This window comes from Streptomyces sp. NPDC043861, assembly GCF_056435905.1.
Map to the genome: position 1 here is coordinate 193,892 of NZ_JBWKDP010000010.1, position 23,131 is coordinate 217,022.

Here is a 23,131-nt window from a genome sequence, read left to right on the forward strand (position 1 = left end):
CCGTGGCTGCTCGCAACAAGGCCCGCAAGCGCGCCTTCCAGATCCTTTTCGAGGCCGACCAGCGCGGAGTCTCCGTGCAGACCGTCCTCGCCGACTGGATCCGGCACGCGCGGACCGACGACCGTCAGCCGCCGGTCACGGAGTACACGATGGAGCTGGTCGAGGGGTACGCGGAGCACGCGGCCCGGATCGACGAGCTGATCGCCACCTATGCGGTCGGCTGGACGCTCGACCGCATGCCCGTCGTCGACCGCAACATCCTGCGGCTCGGTACGTACGAGCTGGTGTGGGTGGACGACACTCCGGACGCGGTGGTGATCGACGAGGCGGTGCAGCTCGCCAAGGAGTTCTCCACGGACGACTCCCCGTCCTTCGTGAACGGCCTCCTCGGCCGCTTCAAGGACCTGAAGCCGAGTCTTCGCCGGGACGCCTGAGCCCCACCGGCACGCACCCGGCCACGAAGGCCCGCAGCGATGCGCTGCGGGCCTTCGGCGCGTCCACGCCCACCGGACCGTGCGGAAACACCGCCTCGGCCTTCGCGGAGACGAACGGAGCCGGCCACGCCGGGCGTGCACGCCGTGCCCGGGACGGCGCGGGGTGAGGGCACTCAAACGAAGGTCCGCCGCGTGGCGGTGGGCGGGGCCGGACGGCCCGGTGCGCCCGTCCTCAGGGACGGAAACCGCGGCATGCGGGGTCGGGAGCTCTCCGGTGCGCGTGGGCACGGAGAGGAAGGCCGGTGCGCCCGGCATGCGGGGGGCGGACCCTCCGGTGCGCGCGGGCACCACAGTGCAGGGGGGACCGCTGCGGGCGGCGTGCACAGAGGGCCCGGCGGTCCGCGCCGTGAGCCTGAGCCGCAGCGCACCGAAAAACGCGCCGGGCCGGGTTGGAAGCCCTGCTTCCCCCGGCCCGGCGGCACGTTTCTGCTGTTGCGGCGTCAGCCCTCTTCGTGTGAGACGGCCCGACGCGCATCCGCGTCCAGCACACCCCAGCTGATCAGCTGCTCGGTGAGGACCGACGGCGACTGGTCGTAGATGACGGCGAGCGTGCGCAGATCGTCCTGGCGGATCGACAGCACCTTGCCGTTGTAGTCGCCGCGCTGGCTCTGGATCGTCGCGGCGTAACGCTGCAACGGGCCGGCCTTCTCCGCGGGGACGTGGGCAAGGCGCTCCAGGTCCAGGACGAGCTTCGGCGGCGGCTCGGCCGCGCCGCCGGGCGTGGTGCCCGGAAGGAGCTCCTGCACCGGGACACCGTAGAAATCGGCCAGCTCGGCGAGACGCTGCACCGTCACGGCACGGTCCCCGCGCTCGTAGGACCCGACGACGACGGCCTTCCAGCGGCCCTGGGACTTCTCCTCCACCCCGTGGAGCGAGAGCCCCTGCTGGGTGCGGATGGCGCGGAGCTTGGCCCCGAGCTGTTTTGCGTATTCGCTGGACATATAGCTCCCCGGACACTGTAACGACGCGGCTCCGCCGCGCGGCTGGTCACTCACTGTGAGGTTACGCAGCGTTACTTGGCTGCGTCAAGCCGAAAGGTCCGTACGACCCTCCCGAGGGGGTGTGACCAGGGCCGGGCCGGTCCCTGGTAGCGTGGACGGCGCAAATTCCGACGTCCTTTAAGGTCCGTCCCGTGAGGCGGAGAAGGAGGTCCGTTTCGTATGGACACGCACAACCCCGATGTCGCGCGCCCCGTGCTTGAGGGCCCCGACATCGCGCGGGTACTGACCCGCATCGCCCACGAGATCGTCGAACGCGCCAAGGGCGCCGAAGACGTGGTGCTCCTCGGCATCCCGACGCGCGGGACCCATCTTGCCCGCCGACTCGCCGACAAGCTCGCCGAGATCACCGGCCGCACGATCCCGGTCGGCTCCCTGGACATCACGATGTACCGCGACGACCTGCGGCTCCGTCCCGCGCGCGCACTCGCACGCACGGACATTCCCGCCGACGGCATCGACGGCCGTCTGGTCGTCCTGGTCGACGACGTGCTCTTCTCCGGCCGCACCATCCGCGCCGCTCTCGACGCGCTGAACGACATCGGCCGCCCGCGCGCCGTCCAGCTGGCGGTCCTCGTCGACCGCGGCCACCGCGAACTGCCCATTCGTGCCGACTACGTCGGCAAGAACCTCCCGACGTCGCTGCGGGAGACGGTCAAGGTCCAACTCGCCGAGGAGGACGGTCGCGACACCGTGCTGCTCGGCTCGCGAAGCGAGATGGGGGTCCCCCCGGCCGAGGGCCGGGGGAGCGAGACCGCCCCGGCCGGCGAGCAGTAGCGCCCCTGTAGGGCTCCTGCCTGCCCTACGGGCGTGCGCCCGCGCGCCTGCATGCCCGCAAACCTCCACATACCGGAGCACACCCAGATGAAGCATCACCTCATCTCGGCCGCCGACCTCACTCGTGACGACGCCGTCCTCATCCTCGACACCGCCGAGGAGATGGCACGGGTCGCCGACCGGCCGATCAAGAAACTTCCCACCCTGCGCGGACGGACCGTCGTCAACCTCTTCTTCGAGGACTCCACGCGGACCCGGATCTCCTTCGAGGCGGCGGCCAAGCGCCTCTCCGCCGACGTCATCAACTTCTCCGCCAAGGGTTCCTCGGTCTCCAAGGGCGAGTCCCTGAAGGACACCGCGCTGACCCTGGAGGCCATGGGAGCGGATGCCGTCGTCATCCGCCACCACGCCTCCGGCGCTCCCTATCGCCTCGCGAACTCGGGCTGGATCGACGGGGCCGTCGTCAACGCGGGCGACGGCACCCACGAACACCCCACCCAGGCTCTGCTCGACGCCTTCACCATGCGACGCCGGCTCGTCGGCCGGGACGCCGGAATGGGGCGCGACCTGGAGGGCCGCCGGATCACGATCGTCGGCGACGTCCTGCACAGCCGGGTCGCACGCTCGAACGTCCACCTGCTCACCACGCTCGGCGCCCACGTCACCCTCGTGGCCCCGCCCACCCTGGTGCCGGTCGGCGTCGAGACCTGGCCCTGCGAGATCTCGTACAACCTCGACGACGTGCTGCCGAAGTCGGACGCCGTGATGATGCTGCGTGTGCAGCGCGAACGGATGAATGCCGCCTTCTTCCCGACCGAGCGCGAGTATTCGCGCCGTTACGGCCTGGACGGCGATCGCATGGCCCGGATGCCCGAGCACGCCGTGGTCATGCACCCGGGCCCGATGAACCGCGGAATGGAGATCACCGCGGAAGTCGCCGACTCCGACCGGTGCACCGCCGTCGAGCAGGTCGCCAACGGGGTGTCGATCCGTATGGCCGTTCTCTATCTGCTGCTCGGCGGCTCCGAGCCCGCCACCCCTGTCGCCACAGCCCGCACCGAGGAGACGAAGTAACCATGAGCAAGATCCTTATCCGCGGAGCGAAGGTGCTGGGCGGCGAGGCGCAGGACGTCCTGATCGAAGGCGAGACCATCACTCGCGTGGATGCCGCGGTCGAGCCCGGTGACGCCACCGTGGTCGAGGCGGAGGGCAGGATCCTGCTGCCCGGCCTCGTCGATCTGCACACCCATCTGCGCGAGCCGGGGCGCGAGGACTCCGAGACGGTACTCACCGGAACCCGCGCGGCCGCCACCGGCGGCTACACGGCCGTCTTCGCCATGGCCAACACGTTCCCCGTCGCGGACACAGCCGGCGTCGTCGAGCAGGTCTGGCGGCTCGGCAAGGAGCACGGCTACTGCGACGTCCAGCCGATCGGCGCCGTCACCGTCGGTCTCGACGGCAAGAAGCTCGCCGAGCTGGGAGCCATGCACGAGTCCGCCGCCGGCGTCACGGTCTTCTCCGACGACGGCAAGTGCGTGGACGACGCCGTGATCATGCGCCGTGCCCTGGAGTACGTGAAGGCCTTCGGCGGTGTCGTCGCCCAGCACGCGCAGGAGCCGCGTCTCACCGAGGGCGCCCAGATGAACGAGGGCATCGTCTCCGCCGAGCTCGGTCTGGGCGGCTGGCCGGCCGTCGCGGAGGAGTCGATCATCGCCCGCGACGTCCTGCTCGCCGAGCACGTGGGCTCCCGCGTCCACATCTGCCACCTCTCGACCGCCGGCTCCGTCGAGATCGTCCGCTGGGCCAAGTCCCGCGGGATCGACGTCACCGCCGAGGTCACCCCGCACCACCTGCTCCTCACCGACGAGCTGGTGCGCACGTACAACCCGGTCTACAAGGTGAATCCCCCGCTGCGCACCGAGCGCGACGTCATGGCGCTGCGCGAGGCTCTCGCCGACGGCACGATCGACATCGTCGCCACCGACCACGCCCCGCACCCGCACGAGGACAAGGACTGCGAGTGGGCCGCGGCGGCCATGGGCATGGTCGGCCTGGAGACCGCCCTGTCCGTCGTCCAGCGGACGATGGTCGAGACCGGGCTGCTGACCTGGGAGGGTGTCGCCGACCGGATGTCCTTCGCGCCCGCGCGGATCGGCCGTGCCGACGGCCACGGCCGCCCCGTCTCGGCTGGTGAGCCCGCCAACCTCACCCTGGTCGATCCGGCATACCGTGGAACCGTGGACCCCGCGGGCTTCGCCTCCCGCAGCCGCAACACTCCCTACGAGGGCCGCGAGCTGCCGGGGCGCGTCACCCACACCTTCCTGCGGGGCCGGGCGACGCTCATGGACGGGAAGCTGGCGTGACACCTGCACTGATCGATCTGGCCGCCGAAGCCGCCGACAAGCAGTCGGCAGAGGTCACCGACTGGGCCGCCCGCCTCGGCTGGGTGGCGGGGCTGCTGCTCTTCATCGCACTCGTCTACTGGCTGATGCGCCAGGGCTGGAAGTGGCGGGCCGAGCTCCAGTCCGGACTGCCCGAGCTGCCCGTCGCGCCGGAGGAACCCGGCCCGGCGAAGCTGACGCTGAGCGGCCGCTACCACGGCTCGACGACCGCCGGGCAGTGGCTCGACCGGATCGTCGCCCGCGGCCTGGGCACCCGCAGCCGCGTCGAGATGACACTCACCGATGACGGAATCGACGTCGTACGCCCCGGGGCCGCCGACTTCTTCGTCCCGGCGGCAGCTCTGCGCGGAGCCCGTCTCGACAAGGGCATCGCCGGAAAGGTCCTCGCCGAGGGCGGGCTGCTGATCGTCACCTGGGAACACGGCGACAAGCAGATCGACTCCGGCTTCCGCTCCGACCACGCGGCCGAGCACACCACCTGGGTCGAGGCCATCAACTCCCTGCACACGACAGAAACGACGGAAGGCGCCGCACGATGACGACCTCCACCAGGGGAACCAGGGTTCCCGCCGTACTCGTCCTGGAGGACGGCCGTACCTTCCGCGGGCGTGCCTACGGGGCCGTGGGGGTGACCTTCGGGGAGGCCGTGTTCTCCACCGGGATGACCGGCTACCAGGAGACGCTCACCGACCCGTCGTACCACCGCCAGGTCGTCGTGATGACGGCCCCGCACGTCGGCAACACCGGCGTCAACGACGAGGACCCGGAGTCCTCACGCATCTGGGTGTCCGGATACGTCGTCCGCGACCCCGCGCGGGTCCCCTCCAACTGGCGCGCCAAGCGTTCCCTGGACGAGGAACTGGCCGAACAGGGCGTCGTGGGCATCAGCGGCATCGACACCCGTGCCCTCACCCGCCACCTCCGCGAGCGCGGCGCGATGCGCGTCGGCATCTTCTCCGGCAACGCGCTCCCCGACGAGGGCACGATGCTCGCCGAGGTGCGCCAGGCACCCGAGATGAAGGGCGCCGATCTGTCGGCCGAGGTCGCGACCACGGAGACGTACGTCGTCCCCGCGATCGGCGAGAAGAGGTTCACCGTCGCCGCAGTCGACCTCGGCATCAAGGGCATGACCCCGCACCGCATGGCCGAGCGGGGCATCGAGGTGCACGTCCTGCCCGCCACCGCGACCGCCGAGGACGTCTACGCCGTGGCCCCCGACGGTGTGTTCTTCTCCAACGGTCCGGGAGACCCCGCCACCGCCGACGGCCCCGTCGCCCTGATGCGGGCCGTCCTCGAGCGCGGCACCCCGCTGTTCGGCATCTGCTTCGGCAACCAGATCCTGGGCCGGGCGCTCGGATTCGGTACGTACAAGCTCAAGTACGGCCACCGCGGCATCAACCAGCCCGTGCAGGACCGTACGACCGGAAAGGTCGAGGTCACCGCGCACAACCACGGCTTCGCCGTCGACGCCCCGCTCGACAAGGTCTCCGAGACCCCCTACGGCCGCGCCGAGGTCTCCCACGTCTGTCTGAACGACAACGTGGTGGAGGGCCTCCAGCTCCTCGACCAGCCGGCCTTCAGCGTCCAGTACCACCCCGAAGCGGCCGCGGGCCCGCACGACGCCGCGTACCTGTTCGACCGCTTCGTTTCCCTGATGGAGGGCCAGCGTGCCTAAGCGCACCGATATCCAGTCCGTCCTGGTCATCGGCTCCGGCCCGATCGTCATCGGCCAGGCCGCCGAGTTCGACTACTCCGGCACCCAGGCCTGCCGGGTCCTCAAGTCCGAGGGCCTGCGCGTCATCCTGGTGAACTCCAACCCCGCGACGATCATGACCGACCCGGAGATCGCCGACGCCACGTACGTCGAGCCGATCACCCCCGAGTTCGTCGAGAAGATCATCGCCAAGGAGCGTCCCGACGCCCTCCTGCCCACCCTCGGCGGCCAGACCGCGCTCAACACGGCGATCTCCCTGCACGAGGGCGGGACGCTGGAGAAGTACGGCGTCGAGCTCATCGGCGCCAATGTCGAGGCCATCAACAAGGGCGAGGACCGCGACCTCTTCAAGGAGGTCGTCGAGGAGGTCAACCGCAAGATCGGCCACGGCGAGTCCGCGAGCTCGGTCATCTGCCACTCCATGGACGACGTCCTGGAGGGCGTCGAGACGCTCGGCGGCTACCCGGTCGTCGTCCGTCCCTCCTTCACCATGGGCGGCGCGGGCTCCGGCTTCGCGCACGACGAGGACGAGCTGCGCCGCATCGCCGGCCAGGGCCTGACCCTGTCTCCGACCACCGAGGTGCTCCTGGAGGAGTCCATCCTCGGCTGGAAGGAGTACGAGCTGGAGCTGATGCGCGACAAGAACGACAACGTCGTGGTCGTCTGCTCCATCGAGAACTTCGACCCGATGGGCGTGCACACCGGAGACTCCATCACCGTCGCCCCGGCGATGACCCTGACCGACCGCGAGTACCAGATCCTGCGGGACGTCGGCATCGCCGTCATCCGCGAGGTCGGCGTGGACACGGGCGGCTGCAACATCCAGTTCGCGGTGAACCCGGAGGACGGCCGGGTCATCGTCATCGAGATGAACCCGCGTGTCTCGCGCTCCTCCGCGCTCGCGTCCAAGGCCACAGGCTTCCCGATCGCGAAGATCGCGGCCCGGCTCGCCGTCGGCTACACGCTGGACGAGATCCCCAACGACATCACCGAGCAGACTCCGGCCTCCTTCGAGCCGACGCTCGACTACGTGGTCGTCAAGGCACCGCGCTTCGCCTTCGAGAAGTTCCCGTCCGCGGACTCCACCCTCACCACCACCATGAAGTCGGTCGGCGAGGCGATGGCCATCGGCCGCAACTTCACCGAGGCGCTGCAGAAGGCCCTGCGCTCCCTGGAGAAGAAGGGCTCCCAGTTCGACTTCACCGCCCCCACCGGCGACAAGGCCGAGCTGCTGGAACTCGCCGTCCGTCCGACCGACGGCCGGATCAACACCGTCATGCAGGCGATCCGCGCCGGAGCGACGCAGGAGGAGGTCTTCGAGGCAACGAAGATCGACCCCTGGTTCGTGGACCAGCTCTTCCTCATCAAGGAGATCGCCGACGAGCTGGCCGAAGCCGAGAAGCTCGAACCCGGGTTGCTCGCCGAGGCCAAGCGCCACGGTTTCTCGGACGCGCAGATCGCCGCGATCCGAGGCCTGCGCGAGGACGTCGTCCGGGAGGTGAGGCACGCCCTCGGCGTCCGCCCCGTCTACAAGACGGTCGACACCTGTGCCGCCGAGTTCGCCGCCAGGACACCGTACTTCTACTCGTCCTACGACGAGGAGAGCGAGGTCGCGCCGCGCGAGAAGCCCGCCGTGATCATCCTCGGCTCCGGCCCCAACCGGATCGGTCAGGGCATCGAGTTCGACTACTCCTGTGTCCACGCCTCCTTCGCGCTGAGCGACGCGGGCTACGAGACCGTGATGGTCAACTGCAACCCGGAGACCGTCTCCACCGACTACGACACCTCCGACCGGCTGTACTTCGAGCCGCTCACCCTGGAGGACGTACTCGAGATCGTCCACGCCGAATCGCAGGCGGGCCCGATCGCCGGTGTCGTCGTCCAGCTCGGCGGCCAGACCCCGCTGGGCCTGTCGCAGGCACTGAAGGACAACGGCGTCCCGGTCGTGGGCACGTCCCCCGAGGCGATCCACGCCGCCGAGGACCGCGGCGCGTTCGGCCGCGTCCTCGCCGAGGCCGGGCTCCCGGCACCCAAGCACGGCACCGCGACCACGTTCGCCGAGGCCAAGAGCATCGCGGACGAGATCGGCTACCCCGTCCTCGTCCGTCCGTCGTACGTGCTCGGCGGCCGCGGCATGGAGATCGTCTACGACGAGACCCGCCTCGGGTCGTACATCGCCGAGTCCACCGAGATCGGCCCCGACCGGCCGGTCCTGGTCGACCGCTTCCTCGACGACGCGATCGAGATCGACGTCGACGCGCTCTACGACGGCACCGAGCTCTACCTCGGCGGGGTCATGGAGCACATCGAGGAGGCGGGCATCCACTCCGGTGACTCCGCGTGCGCCCTGCCCCCCATCACCCTCGGCGGCTTCGACATCAAGCGCCTGCGGGCCTCGACGGAGGCCATCGCCAAGGGCGTCGGCGTACGTGGCCTGATCAACATCCAGTTCGCGATGGCCGGCGACATCCTGTACGTCCTCGAGGCCAATCCGCGCGCGTCCCGGACCGTGCCCTTCACCTCGAAGGCGACCGCCGTTCCGCTCGCCAAGGCCGCCGCACGCATCTCGCTCGGCGCCACCATCGCGCAACTGCGCGAGGAGGGCCTGCTGCCCAGGAACGGCGACGGCGGCACGCTGCCGATGGACGCGCCGATCTCCGTCAAGGAGGCCGTGATGCCGTGGAGCCGTTTCCGCGACATCCACGGGCGCGGCGTCGACACCATCCTCGGGCCCGAGATGCGCTCCACCGGCGAGGTCATGGGTATCGACTCCGTCTTCGGTACGGCGTACGCCAAGTCCCAGGCGGGCGCCTACGGCCCGCTGCCCACCAAGGGACGGGCGTTCATCTCCGTCGCCAACCGCGACAAGCGCTCGATGATCTTCCCGGCGCGTGAACTGGTCGCCCACGGCTTCGAGCTGCTCGCCACCTCCGGCACGGCCGAGGTGCTCAAGCGCAACGGCATCCATGCCACCGTCGTGCGCAAGCAGTCCGAGGGCGAGGGCCCGAACGGTGAGAAGACCATCGTCCAGCTGATCCACGACGGCCAGGTCGACCTCATCGTCAACACCCCTTACGGCACCGGAGGCCGCCTCGACGGCTACGACATCCGCACGGCGGCCGTGGCCCGCTCCGTACCGTGCCTGACCACGGTCCAGGCGCTCGCCGCCGCCGTCCAGGGCATCGACGCGCTCAACCACGGCGACGTGGGCGTCAGTTCGCTCCAGGAACACGCGGAACACCTGATCGCGGCCCGCGAGGACTAGCAGCCCAGGAGGGGGACACCGGATCCGGTGTCCCCCTCTTCATGAGGACACCCTCCTCATGAGGACACACAGGACACGACTGAGATGTACACCTTCTTCTTCAACCTGTTCTTCGCGCGGATGGACCCGGAAGAGGCCCACCACCTGGCCTTCCGCTGGATCCGGCTCGCGGTCCGCATCCCGGTGCTGCGTACCTTCGTCGCCGCGGCCCTGGCCCCCCGCTACAAGGAACTGCGCACCGAGGCGCTCGGCCTGCGCATGCACGGCCCTTTCGGCCTGGCCGCCGGCTTCGACAAGAACGCCGTCGCCATCGACGGCATGAGCATGCTCGGTTTCGACCACGTCGAGATCGGTACGGTCACTGCGCAGGCGCAGCCCGGTAATCCCAAGAAGCGCCTCTTCCGGCTGGTGCCGGACCGTGCGCTGATCAACCGCATGGGTTTCAACAACGAGGGCTCCGCTGCGGTGGCCGCGCGGCTCGCCGCCCGCAAGGAGATCTTCCGGACCACCGTCGGCGTCAACATCGGCAAGACCAAGGTCGTCCCGGAGGCGGAGGCCGTCGGCGACTACGTGACATCGACCGAGCGGCTGGCCGCGCACGCCGACTACCTCGTGGTCAACGTCAGCTCCCCGAACACCCCGGGGCTGCGCAACCTCCAGGCGACCGAGTCGCTGCGCCCGCTGCTCAGCGCCGTGCGCGAGGCAGCCGACCGCAGCGTCTCCGGCCGGCGCGTCCCCCTCCTCGTCAAGATCGCCCCCGATCTGGCCGACGAGGACGTCGACGCCGTCGCCGACCTCGCCGTCGAACTCGGCCTCGACGGGATAATCGCCACCAACACCACGATCGCCAGGGACGGCCTCGGTCTGACCTCGGGACCGGAGCTGACCGGGCAGACCGGCGGTCTGTCCGGAGCTCCCGTCAAGCAGCGCTCGCTGGAGGTGCTGCGCCGCCTGTACGCCCGCGTCGGCGACCGCATCACCCTCGTCGGGGTGGGAGGCATCGAGAACGCCGAGGACGCCTGGCAGCGCATCCTCGCCGGTGCCACCCTCGTCCAGGGCTACAGCGCCTTCATCTACGAGGGTCCGTTCTACGCCCGTGCCATCCACAAGGGCCTCGCCGCGCGCCTGGCCGCCAGCCCGTACGCCACCCTCGCCGAGGCCGTCGGCGCCGAGAACCGAAAGGCAGCGACCGCATGAGCCCCCTGGAGCCCTTCGGTGCCCGTCTGCGCCATGCCATGGACACCCGCGGGCCGCTCTGCGTCGGCATCGACCCGCATTCCTCCCTGCTGACCGGCTGGGGACTGAACGACGACGTCACGGGCCTGGAGCGGTTCACGCACACGGTCGTCGAGGCGCTCGCCGACCGGGTCGCCGTCCTCAAGCCGCAGTCGGCGTTCTTCGAACGTTTCGGCTCCCGCGGCATCGCGGTCCTGGAGAAGGCGGTCGAGGAGGCCCGGGCAGCCGGGGCCCTGGTGCTGATGGACGCCAAGCGCGGCGACATCGGCTCGACGATGGGGGCCTACGCCGAGACCTACCTGCGCAAGGACTCGCCGCTGTTCTCGGACGCGGTCACGGTTTCGCCCTACCTCGGTTTCGGCTCGCTGCGGCCGGCCCTGGATCTGGCCCGTGAGAGCGGAGCGGGCGTGTTCGTGCTGGCCCTGACCTCCAACCCGGAGGGCGCCGAGGTCCAGCGGGCGACCGCGGCCGGGGGGGTCTCGCTCGCCCAGCTCATGCTGAACCACATGGCCGACGAGAACGCGGGCGCGGAGCCGCTGGGCTCGGTCGGCGCGGTCGTGGGCGCCACCCTCGGCGACGCGGGCGTCGACCTCGACATCAACGGACCGCTGCTCGCCCCCGGCATCGGCGCCCAGGGAGCGACCCCGGCGGATCTTCCCGGTGTATTCGGTGCGGCGGCCCGGAACGTCGTACCGAGCGTGAGCCGCGGGGTGCTGCGGCACGGTCCGGATATCGAGGCGCTGCGGGCAGCGGCGACACGGTTCGCCGACGAGGTACGGGCGGCGGTCGGGGGCGCGTAGGCGCGGCCCGGCCCGTTCGCAGCGACGCCACCTGCATCTCTCAGCGTCGTTTTCTTGACAGAAACCCGGTCGGTATGTCTGGAATGTCCTGGTCGGCCGATGCTGACCAGGACTTTTCCGCTGTTCTCGCTGACTGGAGCGGTCTCGGCCGCTAGTCTCCGTCGAGAGCCACGTGCACAGCGTGTGCGTTGCTCGCCTGGTGCGGGGCCATTTGGGTTCCTCACCGGTCCGTATCCGACAGTTCGACATCCGAGGTGACGTAGGCGTGGCTCTTCCGCCCCTTACCCCTGAACAGCGCGCAGCCGCGCTCGAAAAGGCCGCCGCGGCTCGCCGGGAGCGGGCCGAGGTCAAGAATCGACTCAAGCACTCCGGCGCCTCTCTCCATGAGGTCATCAAGCAGGGCCAGGAGAACGACGTCATCGGCAAGATGAAGGTCTCCGCCCTGCTCGAGTCCCTCCCCGGCGTGGGCAAGGTCCGCGCCAAGCAGATCATGGAGCGACTGGGCATCTCCGAGAGTCGCCGTGTGCGGGGACTCGGCTCCAACCAGATCGCCTCTCTCGAGCGCGAGTTCGGCGGCGGCGCCGCCTGACGTTCCCGGGCACTCCCGAGAACCTGGATAATCGCTGCATGGCAGCAGAGGTACGTCCGCGACTGACCGTGCTCTCCGGCCCCTCCGGGGTCGGCAAGAGCACGGTCGTCGCCCATATGCGCAAGGTCCACCCCGAGGTCTGGCTCTCGGTGTCGGCCACCACCCGAAAGCCGCGCCCCGGCGAGCGCCACGGCGTCCAGTATTTCTTCGTCACCGACGACGAATTCGACAAGCTGGTCGCCAACGGTGAGCTCCTGGAATGGGCAGAATTCGCGGGCAATCGCTACGGCACACCGCGCCAGGCGGTTCTCGAACGCCTCGAGGCCGGCGAGCCGGTGCTGCTGGAGATCGACCTCCAGGGCGCCCGGCAGGTCAAGGAGTCCATGGCCGACTCCCAGCTGGTGTTCCTGGCTCCTCCGAGCTGGGACGAGCTGGTCCGCCGGCTCACCGGCCGGGGAACCGAGGCCCCCGACGTCATCGAGCGCCGCCTGCAAGCCGCGAAGATCGAACTCGCCGCCGAGGCGGAGTTCGACACCACCCTGGTCAACACCTCCGTCGAGGACGTGGCGCGCGAGCTGCTAGCCTTGATGGCAGTTGTTTGATCTTTGTTTGATTTCCCAGCAGTTTCTTCGGAAGGCTAGAGCGTGTCCTCTTCCATCACCGCGCCCGAGGGCATCATCAACCCGCCGATCGACGAGCTCCTCGAGGCCACCGACTCGAAGTACAGCCTCGTGATCTACGCGGCCAAGCGCGCGCGTCAGATCAACGCGTACTACTCACAGCTCGGTGAGGGTCTGCTCGAGTACGTCGGTCCGCTGGTGGACACTCACGTCCACGAGAAGCCGCTCTCGATCGCCCTTCGCGAGATCAACGCGGGTCTGCTGACCTCCGAGGCCATCGAGGGCCCGGCTCAGTAGGCGCACGGCGCACAATTCTCCTCACCACAGGCCCGGCGGCGCGTCCGCCGGGCCTGTGGTGTGTCATTGGAGGCGACACCTGTCGCCATGAGTGGGGAGCGGGAACGCAGTGGACAAGCCGAAGGTCGTCCTGGGAGTCAGCGGTGGGATCGCCGCCTACAAGGCGTGCGAGCTGCTGCGCCGACTGACCGAGTCCGGTCATGACGTCAGGGTCGTACCGACCTCGTCGGCGCTGCAGTTCGTCGGCGCCGCGACCTGGTCGGCCCTCTCCGGGCACCCGGTCTCCACCGAGGTCTGGTCGGACGTCCACGAGGTCCCGCACGTCCGAATCGGGCAGGCCGCCGATCTCGTCGTCGTCGCCCCCGCCACCGCCGACATGCTCGCCAAGGCCGCCCACGGCCTCGCCGACGACCTCCTGACCAACACCCTGCTCACGGCACGCTGTCCCGTGGTCTACGCGCCCGCGATGCACACCGAGATGTGGGAGCACCCCGCCACCCAGGAGAACGTGGCGACGCTGCGCCGCCGCGGCGCGGTCGTCATCGAGCCCGCCGTGGGCCGCCTCACCGGCGTCGACACCGGCAAGGGACGGCTGCCGGACCCCGGTGAGCTCTTCGAGGTCTGCCGCCGGGTGCTGGCGCGTGGCGTGGCCGTGCCGGACCTCGCCGGACGCCATGTCGTGATCAGCGCCGGCGGCACCCGCGAACCGCTCGATCCCGTCAGGTATCTGGGCAACCGGTCCTCCGGCAAGCAGGGCTACGCCCTGGCGCGCACGGCAGCGGCCCGCGGTGCCCGGGTGACACTGATCGAGGCCAACACGGGCTTCGCGGACCCGGCAGGAGTGGACGTCGTCCATGTCGGCACCGCCGTGCAGCTCCGTGAGGCGGTGCTCAAGGCGGTTCCGGACGCCGATGCGGTGGTGATGGCCGCGGCCGTCGCCGACTTCCGGCCGGCCGCCTATGCCGAGGGCAAGATCAAGAAGAAGGAGGGCCGGGAGCCGGCGCCGATCGCCCTGGTGCGGAACCCCGACATCCTCGCCGAGATCTCCGCCGGCCGGGCTCGGGCGGGCCAGGTGATCGTCGGCTTTGCCGCCGAAACCGACGACGTACTGGCCAATGGGCGTGACAAGCTCCGCCGCAAGGGGTGCGACCTGCTCGTCGTCAATGAGGTGGGGGAGCGCAAGACCTTCGGCTCGGAGGAGAACGAGGCCGTGGTCCTGGCCACGGACGGCGTCGAGACGCCCGTGCCGTACGGGCCCAAGGAGTCGCTCGCGGACACCGTCTGGGATCTCGTCGTTCCACGCCTGGCCCGACACGCACGGTGACCGGGGGCGGGCGCCGGGACACGCCCGAGGCATGAGCTGCCGCGCTGTGACGCACGCCGCACATGGCGGTGCGGGACGGCACCCGGGGAATCCGGGATGAATCCCCCATTCGCCTCAGAGGTGCCGCCGGAAGCGGGGAGAAGCGGGCGTTACGGTCGTTCACGGGCGTCGGCCGTGCCGCCCGTCACCGGCGGATTCGGCGGCTGTACCACTCCCACTCAGCGAGACACGTGGCCCAATGGTCGAAGGCGCCCGATAAACTGTCCTCGGAACGACGCGGGGCGCAGCCCCCCGGCCGGTCCACCAATGATCAGCCAGCAGCCGCTGCAACCCCAGGGAGCGTTGTGTCCCGTCGCCTGTTCACCTCGGAGTCCGTGACCGAGGGCCACCCCGACAAGATCGCTGACCAGATCAGCGACACCATCCTCGACGCGCTGCTCCAGGAGGACCCCACCTCCCGGGTCGCCGTCGAGACGCTCATCACGACCGGCCTGGTGCACGTGGCCGGTGAGGTGACGACGAAGGCCTACGCCGACATCCCCACTCTGGTGCGCAACAAGATCCTCGAGATCGGTTACGACTCCTCGAAGAAGGGTTTCGACGGCGCCTCCTGTGGTGTGTCGGTGTCGATCGGCGCCCAGTCGCCGGACATCGCGCAGGGTGTCGACACGGCGTACGAGTCGCGGGTGGAAGGCGATGACGACGAGCTGGACAAGCAGGGTGCCGGCGACCAGGGCCTGATGTTCGGCTACGCCTGCGACGAGACACCCGAGCTGATGCCGCTACCGATCTACCTCGCGCACCGGCTCTCCCGCCGCCTCTCCGAGGTCCGCAAGAACGGGACCATCCCGTACCTGCGCCCCGACGGCAAGACCCAGGTCACCATCGAGTACGACGGCGACAAGGCCGTCCGCCTCGACACGGTCGTCGTGTCCTCGCAGCACGCGTCCGACATCGACCTGGACTCGCTGCTCGCGCCCGACATCCGTGAGTTCGTCGTCGAGCACGTGCTGAAGCAGCTCATCGAGGACGGCATCAAGCTGGACACCGAGGGCTACCGGCTGCTGGTCAACCCGACCGGCCGCTTCGAGATCGGCGGCCCGATGGGCGACGCCGGTCTGACCGGCCGCAAGATCATCATCGACACGTACGGCGGCATGGCCCGCCACGGCGGCGGCGCCTTCTCCGGCAAGGACCCGTCCAAGGTCGACCGCTCGGCCGCGTACGCGATGCGCTGGGTCGCCAAGAACGTCGTGGCGGCGGGCCTCGCCTCCCGCTGCGAGGTCCAGGTCGCCTACGCGATCGGCAAGGCCGAGCCGGTCGGTCTCTTCGTCGAGACCTTCGGCACCGCCGCGGTCGACACCGAGAAGATCGAGCACGCCATCGGCGAGGTCTTCGACCTGCGCCCGGCCGCGATCATCCGCGACCTCGACCTGCTCCGCCCGATCTACGCGCAGACGGCCGCGTACGGCCACTTCGGCCGTGAGCTGCCGGACTTCACCTGGGAGCGCACCGACCGGGTGGACGGGCTGCGCGCGGCGGCGGGTCTGTAGTCCCGCACAGCTTTTCCTCGACGGCCCCGGACCGACAGGTCCGGGGCCGTCGTCGTGCATCCGCAGAGGACGGCCCCGGAACCACCGGGGTGCGGTCCGCCCGACCTCGGGGCGGATGGCTGCGGACGGCAGGCCCGGTGTCACCGGCGTCTGATAGGAAATGGGGTGTGAGCAGCGACGACCAAGGTTCCGAGCGTCCCGGGGAGGGGCCGCCGGAGCAGCTTGCGCTCATCCGGGAGACGGTACGGAAGGCGAAGGTGCCCCGGGCCAAGCCACGGACGTGGCGAGGAGCCTCGCTGGCCGAGCGGCTGCCGGTCGCGCGGGTCGTGGTGAACAAGGGCGTGCTCCATCTCGACCAGTACTTCGACTACGCCGTCCCCGAGGAACTGGACGCGACGGCGCAGCCGGGTGTGCGGGTCCGGGTCCGGTTCGGAGCCGGGGCGCACCAGGTGCGGGACGGGCGGCGCGAGGGCGGCCGGCTGATCGACGGGTTCATCGTCGAGCGGCGCGCCGAATCGGACTACTCGGGGCCGCTGGCGGCGCTCGCCGACGTCGTCTCGCCCGAGCCGGTGCTCAGCCCCGAGCTGCTCGCACTGGCCCGATCGGTTGCCGACAGATACGCGGGGAGCCTCGCCGATGTGCTGCAGCTGGCCGTGCCGCCGCGCAGCGCACGGGCCGAGGGGAAGCCCTCGCCCGAGCCGCTGCCCCCGCCGCGGGCGCCCGACGCGGGAACGTGGGAGCGGTACGCACGAGGGCCCGCGTTTCTGGATGCCCTGGCCGGCGGCGGTGCGCCCCGGGCCGTGTGGACCGCCCTTCCGGGCCCCCGCTGGGCGGATGAGCTGGCCAGGGCCGTCACGGCGACCCTGGCGTCCGGGCGGGGCGCGCTCGTGGTGGTACCCGACGGACGGGCCGTGTCACGGGTCGACGCGGCGCTGACCGGGCTCCTGGGCGAGGGACGGCATGCCGTGCTGACGGCCGAGGCCGGACCCGAGAAGCGATACCGGCAGTGGCTCGCGGTGCGCCGTGGCTCGGTACGGGCCGTCGTCGGCACACGGGCGGCCATGTTCGCCCCCGTGAAGGACGTCGGGCTCGTCGCGATATGGGACGACGGCGACGCCAGCCACAGCGAGCCGCATGCGCCGCTGCCGCATGCGCGGGAGGTGCTCCTGCTGCGAGCCGCGCACGACAAGTGCGGCTTTCTCCTGGGCTCGGTGAGCTGCACGGTCGAGGCGGCCCAGCTGGTCGAGACCGGCTGGGCGCTGCCGCTCGCCGGGGACCGGGGACAGGTGCGGCGGTCCGCACCGCTGGTGCGTACCGTCGGGGACGGCGAACTCGCCCGGGACGAGGCCGCGCGGGCCGCTAGGCTGCCCTCGCTGGCGTGGCAGACGGTCCGGGACGGGCTGAGGACCGGCCCTGTGCTGGTCCAGGTGCCCCGCCGCGGGTATGTGCCGAGGCTGGCCTGCGAACGCTGCCGCACGCCTGCGCGCTGTGGCCACTGTTCCGGACCGCTCGAGGCGCCGCGCGAGCGGGACCTGCTCTGCGGGTGGTGCGGACGGGACGCCACGGGGTGGCACTGCGGGCATTGCGGCAGTACCCGGCTGCGGGCCCAGGTGGTGGGCGCCAGACGCACCGCCGAGGAACTGGGACGGGCGTTCCCGGCGGTGCCGGTACGCACGTCGGGGCGGGACCACATTCTGGACACCGTGCCCGGGCGGCCCGCGCTGGTCGTCAGTACGCCGGGAGCGGAGCCGGTCGCCGAGGGCGGATATGCGGCGGCACTGCTCCTGGACGGCTGGGCGATGCTCGGACGGCCCGATCTGAGGTCGGGCGAGGAAGCGTTGCGACGCTGGATGGACGCGGCCTCACTGGTGCGCGGCCAGGACGAGGGCGGCACGGTCGTGGTGGTCGCCGAACCCACGCTCCGGCCGGTTCAGGCCCTGGTGCGCTGGGATCCCGTGGGTCATGCCCAGCGCGAACTGGCGGAGCGGGCCGAGCTGGGCTTCCCCCCGGTGTCCCGGATGGCGTCGGTGACGGGGCGGGACGAGGCGGTGACCGCGTTCCTGGCGACGGCGGAGCTCCCCGCCGGTGCGGAGGTGCTGGGGCCGGTACCGGTGGCGTCGGCGGCGCCGGGGCGGCCGAGAAGGCCCGGTGACCCTCCGCCGGGGGAACGGTGGGAGCGGGCGCTGCTGCGGGTGCCTCCGGGAAGCGGTGCCGCGCTGGCGGCCGCGCTGAAGGCGGCCCAGGCCGCGAGGTTGGCCAGGGGTGGTGGCGACCCGGTACGGGTCCGTGTGGATCCGCCGGACATCGGGTGACGGGTTGCCCGGCGCAGGTCCTCCTGCGGTGAGGGGTGCGGTGTCGCCCGGTGCGGTGTTCGCGGGGTGGGAGGTGTCCGTCCTCGAGCGCCTGACCGGCTGAGCGGGCGACGAGCCGGCACCTCGAACGGCGTGGCACCTTCGGCCGGTTGCGGGTGCCGGCAGGGCGGCGGGTTGTCCCTCGTCGGCCCCCTGGCGGTGTCCGGGAACCCCGACGGCATTGGGTTGGCGGGTCGGCCGCACGGGGCCGCCCCGGGGCTCGCATCCGGGACGGCACGGTCCGGCAGCGACGAGGTCCCCTGGCGCGTTCCCGGCACGGGCCGCGGACGGCAGCGCACCGGACGGGACCGTGCCGGGCCCGCCCCGCTTGGGCCCCCCGGGACGGGGCCCCCAGGGCGTGCGTGGCGGAACGTCCCGGCTTCACAACACAGGAGATCGGACGTCCGCCGCTCCCGGGGAGTCGAGTGCGGCCTGCGCCCTGCTCAGCCCGTTCGGATCCCTTCGGACGAAGTCCGGGAGGACTGAGGGCGAACACTCCGGACGGCCGACCCGGTGGCCACGACCCGCCGGAGGCGAGGGTCAGCCGTTGCGCGGGCCGGGAAAGGCGCTCGGGCGGACCTCTTCGCGGAGCGAATGCGTGGCAGCCGTGGGCTGCGGCGGCAGTGAGTGCGCGGCAGCCGTCGGGTGCGGGGGCAGTGAGTGCGCGGCAACGGTCGGCTGCGGGGGCATCGCACGCGCAGCCGGTACCGCGGGCACCGCAGGCGCCGCGACCGCCTCGGCCGCCGCGGGCTGTGGCGTCGACCGTCGTGAGCCGTAACGACGGTGCACGGCCTGCTTCGTGACGCCCAGCGCCGAGCCCACCGCGTCCCACGAGAAGCCCAGCGAACGGTCGAAGTCCACCGCCGCGGTCACCAAGGTCTCGACACTGTCCCGAAGTTCCTGCGCAAGGCGGACGGTCGGGGCCGGGGCCCTTCCGTAGACGACGAAGCCCGTGGACGGGCCGGAGCGCCGCGGACGGTAGACATTGCCCAACTGGGCCGTGAGCGTGCGCAGTGCGTCCACCTGCCGGCGGACCCGCTCGATGTCCCGCACCAACAGATGCAGGCTGGCCCGGGCTTGGGCGTCGTGGGTTGCGTGGTCGGCCATGAACAAGCCTCTCGAACCGGCGTTGAAAAGGTCCGGGCCGCACCGGGCGGCCCGTTTCGGTCAATCTCTCTTGACCAACGCGCCACCGGGCGTTGTGGTCACGGTGCGGGAGAGTGAGGGCATATGCGCGGGGCGCGTGGGCTTCCGTGCGCCCCCTGCCGCCGAGGCCAAATAGACTGGTACGTCGCGCGTCCATCCGGCACACAGAGCGAGGTAATCCCAGTGAAACTAGTCTTCGCAGGCACCCCCGAGGTCGCCGTACCCGCACTGGACGCTCTGATCGCCTCAGGCCGTCACGAGGTGGCGGCGGTCGTCACCCGCCCGGACGCCCCCGCCGGCCGCGGCCGCAGACTTGTCGCGAGCCCCGTCGCCCAGCGGGCCGAGGAGGCCGGGATCGAGGTCCTCAAGCCCGTGAAGCCGCGCGACGAGGACTTCCTCGCGCGGCTGCGCGAGATCGCGCCGGACTGCTGCCCGGTCGTCGCGTACGGTGCGCTCCTCCCCAAGGCGGCGCTCGACGTCCCCGCGAACGGCTGGGTCAATCTGCACTTCTCGCTGCTGCCCGCGTGGCGCGGTGCCGCACCCGTACAGCACGCGATCCTGGCCGGGGACGAGATGACCGGCGCGTCGACGTTCCAGATCGAGGAGGGTCTCGACTCCGGGCCCGTCTACGGTGTGATCACCGAGAACGTGCGCTCGACCGACACCAGTGGCGACCTGCTCACCAGGCTCGCCTTCGCGGGCGCCGGGCTGCTCGCCGCGACGATGGACGGCATCGAGGACGGCACCCTCAACGCGGTCCGGCAGCCCGCCGACGGCGTCACTCTCGCCCCGAAGATCACCGTGGAGGACGCACATGTGGACTGGCACGCGCCCGCGCTCCGCGTCGACCGGGTGGTGCGTGGCTGCACTCCCGCGCCCGGCGCGTGGACCGTCTTCCGCGGCGAGCGGCTGAAGCTGGTCAACCTCCAGCTCCTGCCGGACCGTACCGACCTCGCTCCGGGGGAGCTCGCGGCCGGGAAGAACAATGTGTACGCAGGCACCGGTTCGCATGCCGTGGAGCTGCACTGGGTGCAGCCCCAGGGCAAGAAGCCGATGCGTGCCGCCGACTGGGCCCGTGGTGTGCGGATCGCCCCCGGTGAGCGACTGGACTCCGCCGACGTAGGCTGAGTGGGTTGGACCCTTTCACCATGCGGAGCACCTTTTGAGCGAGCAGAGCCGTCGCCGTCCCCACAAGCCGTACCGTCGCCCGAAGAAGGACCCCGTGCGGATCCTCGCCTTCGACGTGGTGAGGGCTGTCGACGAACGGGACGCCTACGCCAACCTCGTACTGCCTGCGCTGCTGCGGAAGGCCCGCGAGGACGGGGATTTCGACGGCAGGGACGCGGCGCTCGCGACGGAGCTGGTGTACGGGACGCTGCGTCGTCAGGGCACCTACGACGCGATCATCGCCGCCTGCGTCGACCGGCCGCTCCGCGAGGTCGACCCGCCCGTGCTCGATGTGCTGTCGCTCGGTGCCCATCAGCTGCTGGGGACACGCATCCCGACGCACGCGGCGGTCTCGGCGACGGTCGAGCTGGCGCGGGTGGTGCTCGGCGACGGGCGGGCGAAGTTCGTCAACGCCGTGCTCCGGAAGATCTCGCAGCACGATCTCGACGGATGGCTGGACCGGGTGGCTCCGCCGTACGACGAGGACGCCGAGGATCATCTGTCGGTCGTTCACTCGCATCCGCGATGGGTCGTCTCGGCCCTGTGGGACGCGCTGGGCGGTGGCCGCGCGGGGATCGAGGATCTGCTGCAGGCCGACAACGAGCGGCCCGAGGTCACGCTGGTGGCCCGGCCCGGGCGGGCCACCACGGAAGAGCTGCTCGACGTGCTCGGCGACGAGGCCGGTCTGCCGGGCCGCTGGTCGCCGTACGCCGTGAGGCTCGCCGAGGGCGGTGAGCCGGGTGCGCTCGACGCCGTGCGTGAAGGCCGTGCCGGAGTGCAGGACGAGGGCAGTCAGCTCGTCGCGATCGCCCTGGCCGACGCGCCGCTAGACGGCCCGGACGAGCGCTGGCTCGACGGCTGCGCGGGCCCAGGCGGCAAGGCGGCCCTGCTGGGAGCGCTCGCCGCCGGGCGGGGTGCCTCGCTGCTCGCCTCCGAGAAGCAGCCGCACCGCGCCCGGCTCGTCGAGCGGGCGCTCGCTGGCAACCCCGGTCCGTACCAGGTCATCGCTGCCGACGGCACCCGTCCGCCATGGCGGTCCGCCTCCTTCGACCGTGTCCTGGTCGACGTCCCCTGCTCGGGCCTCGGGGCCCTGCGCCGGCGTCCCGAGGCCCGCTGGCGCCGCCGCCCCGAGGACTTCGACGGATTCGCCCCGCTCCAGCGGGCACTGCTCCGCGAAGCCCTGCGAGCGGTGCGGGTGGGCGGGGTCGTCGGGTACGCGACGTGCTCGCCGCATCTCGCCGAGACCCGGGTGGTCGTCGAGGACGTCCTCAAGGGCCGTGGCGGGGCGCCCGTGGAGGCGGAGTGGATCGACGCCCGCCCTCTGATGCCGGGAGTCCCGGCGCTGGGCGACGGGCCCGACGTACAGCTGTGGCCGCACCTGCACGGCACCGACGCGATGTATCTGGCGTTGCTGCGGCGCACGGCGTGACGTCGCCCTCGGCGGCCGGCGGCGACGGGCCGCCCGGGGCGTGCCCTCCGGGCTACCGGATCGGCACCCGCACCCCGCCGGGAAAGGCGCCTGTCGGGCGGACGGCGGTCCGGTGGTCCGGGTCGGGGCACCGCAGGCGTGGCGTGCCGCCCCGGCGAGTTCTCCTGCCGGAGGCTTTCGGTGGGTACCGGAATTGCTTTCGTGAGGTACCGGGGAGGGGAAGCGTCCGGGAACATGGCAGTCTTGGCACATGGCCCAGATCAACCCCAGCATCCTGTCCGCCGACTTCGCCCGCCTCGCCGAGGAGGCGAAGGCCGTCGAGGGGGCCGACTGGCTCCACGTCGATGTCATGGACAACCACTTCGTGCCCAATCTGACGCTGGGCGTTCCGGTGGTCGAGTCGCTCAGCCGCGCCGCCGACACCCCGCTGGACTGCCATCTGATGATCGAGGACCCGGACCGCTGGGCCCCGCAGTTCGTCGAGGCAGGCGCCGGTTCCGTCACCTTCCATGTGGAGGCTGCGGCAGCACCCGTACGGCTGGCCCGTGAGATCCGTGCCAAGGGCGCGCGCGCTTCGATGGCGCTCAAGCCCGCAACGCCCATCGAGCCGTTCGAGGACCTGCTTCCCGAGCTCGACATGCTGCTGATCATGACCGTGGAGCCGGGCTTCGGCGGTCAGGCGTTCCTGGACATCATGCTCCCGAAGATCCGCCGCACCCGGGAGCTGATCAGCAAGCACGGACTCGAGCTGTGGCTCCAGGTCGACGGAGGTGTCTCGGAGGCGACGATCGAGCAGTGCGCGGAGGCGGGTGCGGACGTCTTCGTGGCCGGTTCGGCGGTGTACGGCGCCGAGGACCCGGCCGCGGCGGTGCGGTCACTGCGCGACATGGCGGCCCGGACGATCGCATCGGCACCCTGGGCATGCGACCACTGAGCCACGCTTGCATGAACGGGGCCCGACCGGGCTGA

General features: G+C 71.0%; 20 protein-coding genes. 18 read left to right on the top strand and 2 right to left on the bottom strand.

All coding sequences use genetic code 11. The annotated features are described in order from the left end of the window. The first annotated feature begins 2 nt into the window (after window positions 1-2). Window positions 3-434: a transcription antitermination factor NusB gene (gene nusB, locus AC068D_RS23370; protein WP_478824970.1), complete on the top strand. Its 432-nt coding sequence runs from the start codon at window positions 3-5 to the stop codon at window positions 432-434. A gap of 500 nt (window positions 435-934) precedes the next feature. Here the strand turns inward: nusB and bldD are convergent, their stop codons facing one another. Next, window positions 935-1,435 carry a transcriptional regulator BldD gene (gene bldD / locus AC068D_RS23375; protein WP_006379429.1) on the bottom strand — a complete coding sequence of 167 codons (501 nt, stop codon included), beginning with the start codon at window positions 1,433-1,435 and terminating at the stop codon, window positions 935-937. Between the two features lie 219 nt (window positions 1,436-1,654). Between bldD and pyrR the strand changes: the two genes are divergently transcribed. The 14 genes from pyrR to AC068D_RS23445 all read left to right on the top strand — a co-directional run bounded on the left by pyrR (window position 1,655) and on the right by AC068D_RS23445 (window position 18,381). Next, entirely contained in the window at window positions 1,655-2,269 is a 615-nt protein-coding gene (gene pyrR / locus AC068D_RS23380) for a bifunctional pyr operon transcriptional regulator/uracil phosphoribosyltransferase PyrR (protein ID WP_478824971.1), read from the top strand. Between the two features lie 87 nt (window positions 2,270-2,356). Next, complete coding sequence (locus AC068D_RS23385; RefSeq protein ID WP_478824972.1) at window positions 2,357-3,343, top strand: aspartate carbamoyltransferase catalytic subunit; 987 nt, start codon at window positions 2,357-2,359, stop codon at window positions 3,341-3,343. 2 nt (window positions 3,344-3,345) lie between these two features. Next, a complete protein-coding gene (locus tag AC068D_RS23390; protein WP_478824973.1) occupies window positions 3,346-4,632 on the top strand; it encodes a dihydroorotase in 1,287 nt (428 codons plus the stop codon). Beyond that, window positions 4,629-5,210: a PH-like domain-containing protein gene (locus tag AC068D_RS23395; RefSeq protein WP_478824974.1), complete on the top strand. Its 582-nt coding sequence runs from the start codon at window positions 4,629-4,631 to the stop codon at window positions 5,208-5,210. Before AC068D_RS23390 ends, AC068D_RS23395 begins: the two co-directional genes overlap by 4 nt. Continuing rightward, window positions 5,207-6,346: a glutamine-hydrolyzing carbamoyl-phosphate synthase small subunit gene (gene carA, locus AC068D_RS23400; protein WP_478824975.1), complete on the top strand. Its 1,140-nt coding sequence runs from the start codon at window positions 5,207-5,209 to the stop codon at window positions 6,344-6,346. The genes AC068D_RS23395 and carA overlap by 4 nt, the downstream gene beginning before the upstream one ends. Further along, complete coding sequence (gene carB / locus AC068D_RS23405; protein ID WP_478824976.1) at window positions 6,339-9,650, top strand: carbamoyl-phosphate synthase large subunit; 3,312 nt, start codon at window positions 6,339-6,341, stop codon at window positions 9,648-9,650. The genes carA and carB overlap by 8 nt, the downstream gene beginning before the upstream one ends. A gap of 84 nt (window positions 9,651-9,734) precedes the next feature. Continuing rightward, window positions 9,735-10,847, top strand: coding sequence for a quinone-dependent dihydroorotate dehydrogenase (locus AC068D_RS23410; protein WP_478824977.1), 1,113 nt, complete (start codon window positions 9,735-9,737; stop codon window positions 10,845-10,847). Further along, a complete protein-coding gene (gene pyrF / locus AC068D_RS23415; protein ID WP_478824978.1) occupies window positions 10,844-11,686 on the top strand; it encodes an orotidine-5'-phosphate decarboxylase in 843 nt (280 codons plus the stop codon). Before AC068D_RS23410 ends, pyrF begins: the two co-directional genes overlap by 4 nt. Window positions 11,687-11,951: 265 nt before the next feature. Then, window positions 11,952-12,275, top strand: a complete 324-nt coding sequence (locus AC068D_RS23420) for an integration host factor (RefSeq protein ID WP_005319887.1) — start codon at window positions 11,952-11,954, stop codon at window positions 12,273-12,275. A 38-nt stretch (window positions 12,276-12,313) separates the two neighbouring features. Beyond that, window positions 12,314-12,877: a guanylate kinase gene (gene gmk, locus AC068D_RS23425; protein ID WP_478824979.1), complete on the top strand. Its 564-nt coding sequence runs from the start codon at window positions 12,314-12,316 to the stop codon at window positions 12,875-12,877. A 42-nt stretch (window positions 12,878-12,919) separates the two neighbouring features. Next, on the top strand, window positions 12,920-13,192 hold the full coding sequence (gene rpoZ / locus AC068D_RS23430) for a DNA-directed RNA polymerase subunit omega (protein WP_005319902.1): 273 nt from the start codon (window positions 12,920-12,922) through the stop codon (window positions 13,190-13,192). 109 nt (window positions 13,193-13,301) lie between these two features. Further along, entirely contained in the window at window positions 13,302-14,516 is a 1,215-nt protein-coding gene (gene coaBC / locus AC068D_RS23435) for a bifunctional phosphopantothenoylcysteine decarboxylase/phosphopantothenate--cysteine ligase CoaBC (RefSeq protein WP_478824980.1), read from the top strand. Window positions 14,517-14,860: 344 nt separating this feature from the next. Next, window positions 14,861-16,069, top strand: a complete 1,209-nt coding sequence (gene metK, locus AC068D_RS23440) for a methionine adenosyltransferase (RefSeq protein ID WP_478824981.1) — start codon at window positions 14,861-14,863, stop codon at window positions 16,067-16,069. A 167-nt stretch (window positions 16,070-16,236) separates the two neighbouring features. Beyond that, window positions 16,237-18,381, top strand: a complete 2,145-nt coding sequence (locus AC068D_RS23445; RefSeq protein WP_478824982.1) for a primosomal protein N' — start codon at window positions 16,237-16,239, stop codon at window positions 18,379-18,381. 579 nt (window positions 18,382-18,960) lie between these two features. On the opposite strand, the gene AC068D_RS23450 is transcribed toward AC068D_RS23445, so the two are convergent. After that, complete coding sequence (locus AC068D_RS23450) at window positions 18,961-19,527, bottom strand: hypothetical protein (protein WP_478824983.1); 567 nt, start codon at window positions 19,525-19,527, stop codon at window positions 18,961-18,963. 222 nt (window positions 19,528-19,749) lie between these two features. Between AC068D_RS23450 and fmt the strand changes: the two genes are divergently transcribed. From fmt to rpe, 3 genes are all read left to right on the top strand, one after another. Then, window positions 19,750-20,694 (top strand): methionyl-tRNA formyltransferase, encoded by a 945-nt coding sequence (gene fmt / locus AC068D_RS23455; RefSeq protein WP_478824984.1) that lies wholly within the window; start codon window positions 19,750-19,752, stop codon window positions 20,692-20,694. Between the two features lie 34 nt (window positions 20,695-20,728). Then, window positions 20,729-22,162, top strand: a complete 1,434-nt coding sequence (locus AC068D_RS23460) for an RsmB/NOP family class I SAM-dependent RNA methyltransferase (protein WP_478824985.1) — start codon at window positions 20,729-20,731, stop codon at window positions 22,160-22,162. 250 nt (window positions 22,163-22,412) lie between these two features. Continuing rightward, window positions 22,413-23,096 carry a ribulose-phosphate 3-epimerase gene (gene rpe / locus AC068D_RS23465; protein ID WP_478824986.1) on the top strand — a complete coding sequence of 228 codons (684 nt, stop codon included), beginning with the start codon at window positions 22,413-22,415 and terminating at the stop codon, window positions 23,094-23,096. The last annotated feature ends 35 nt before the right edge of the window (window positions 23,097-23,131 follow it).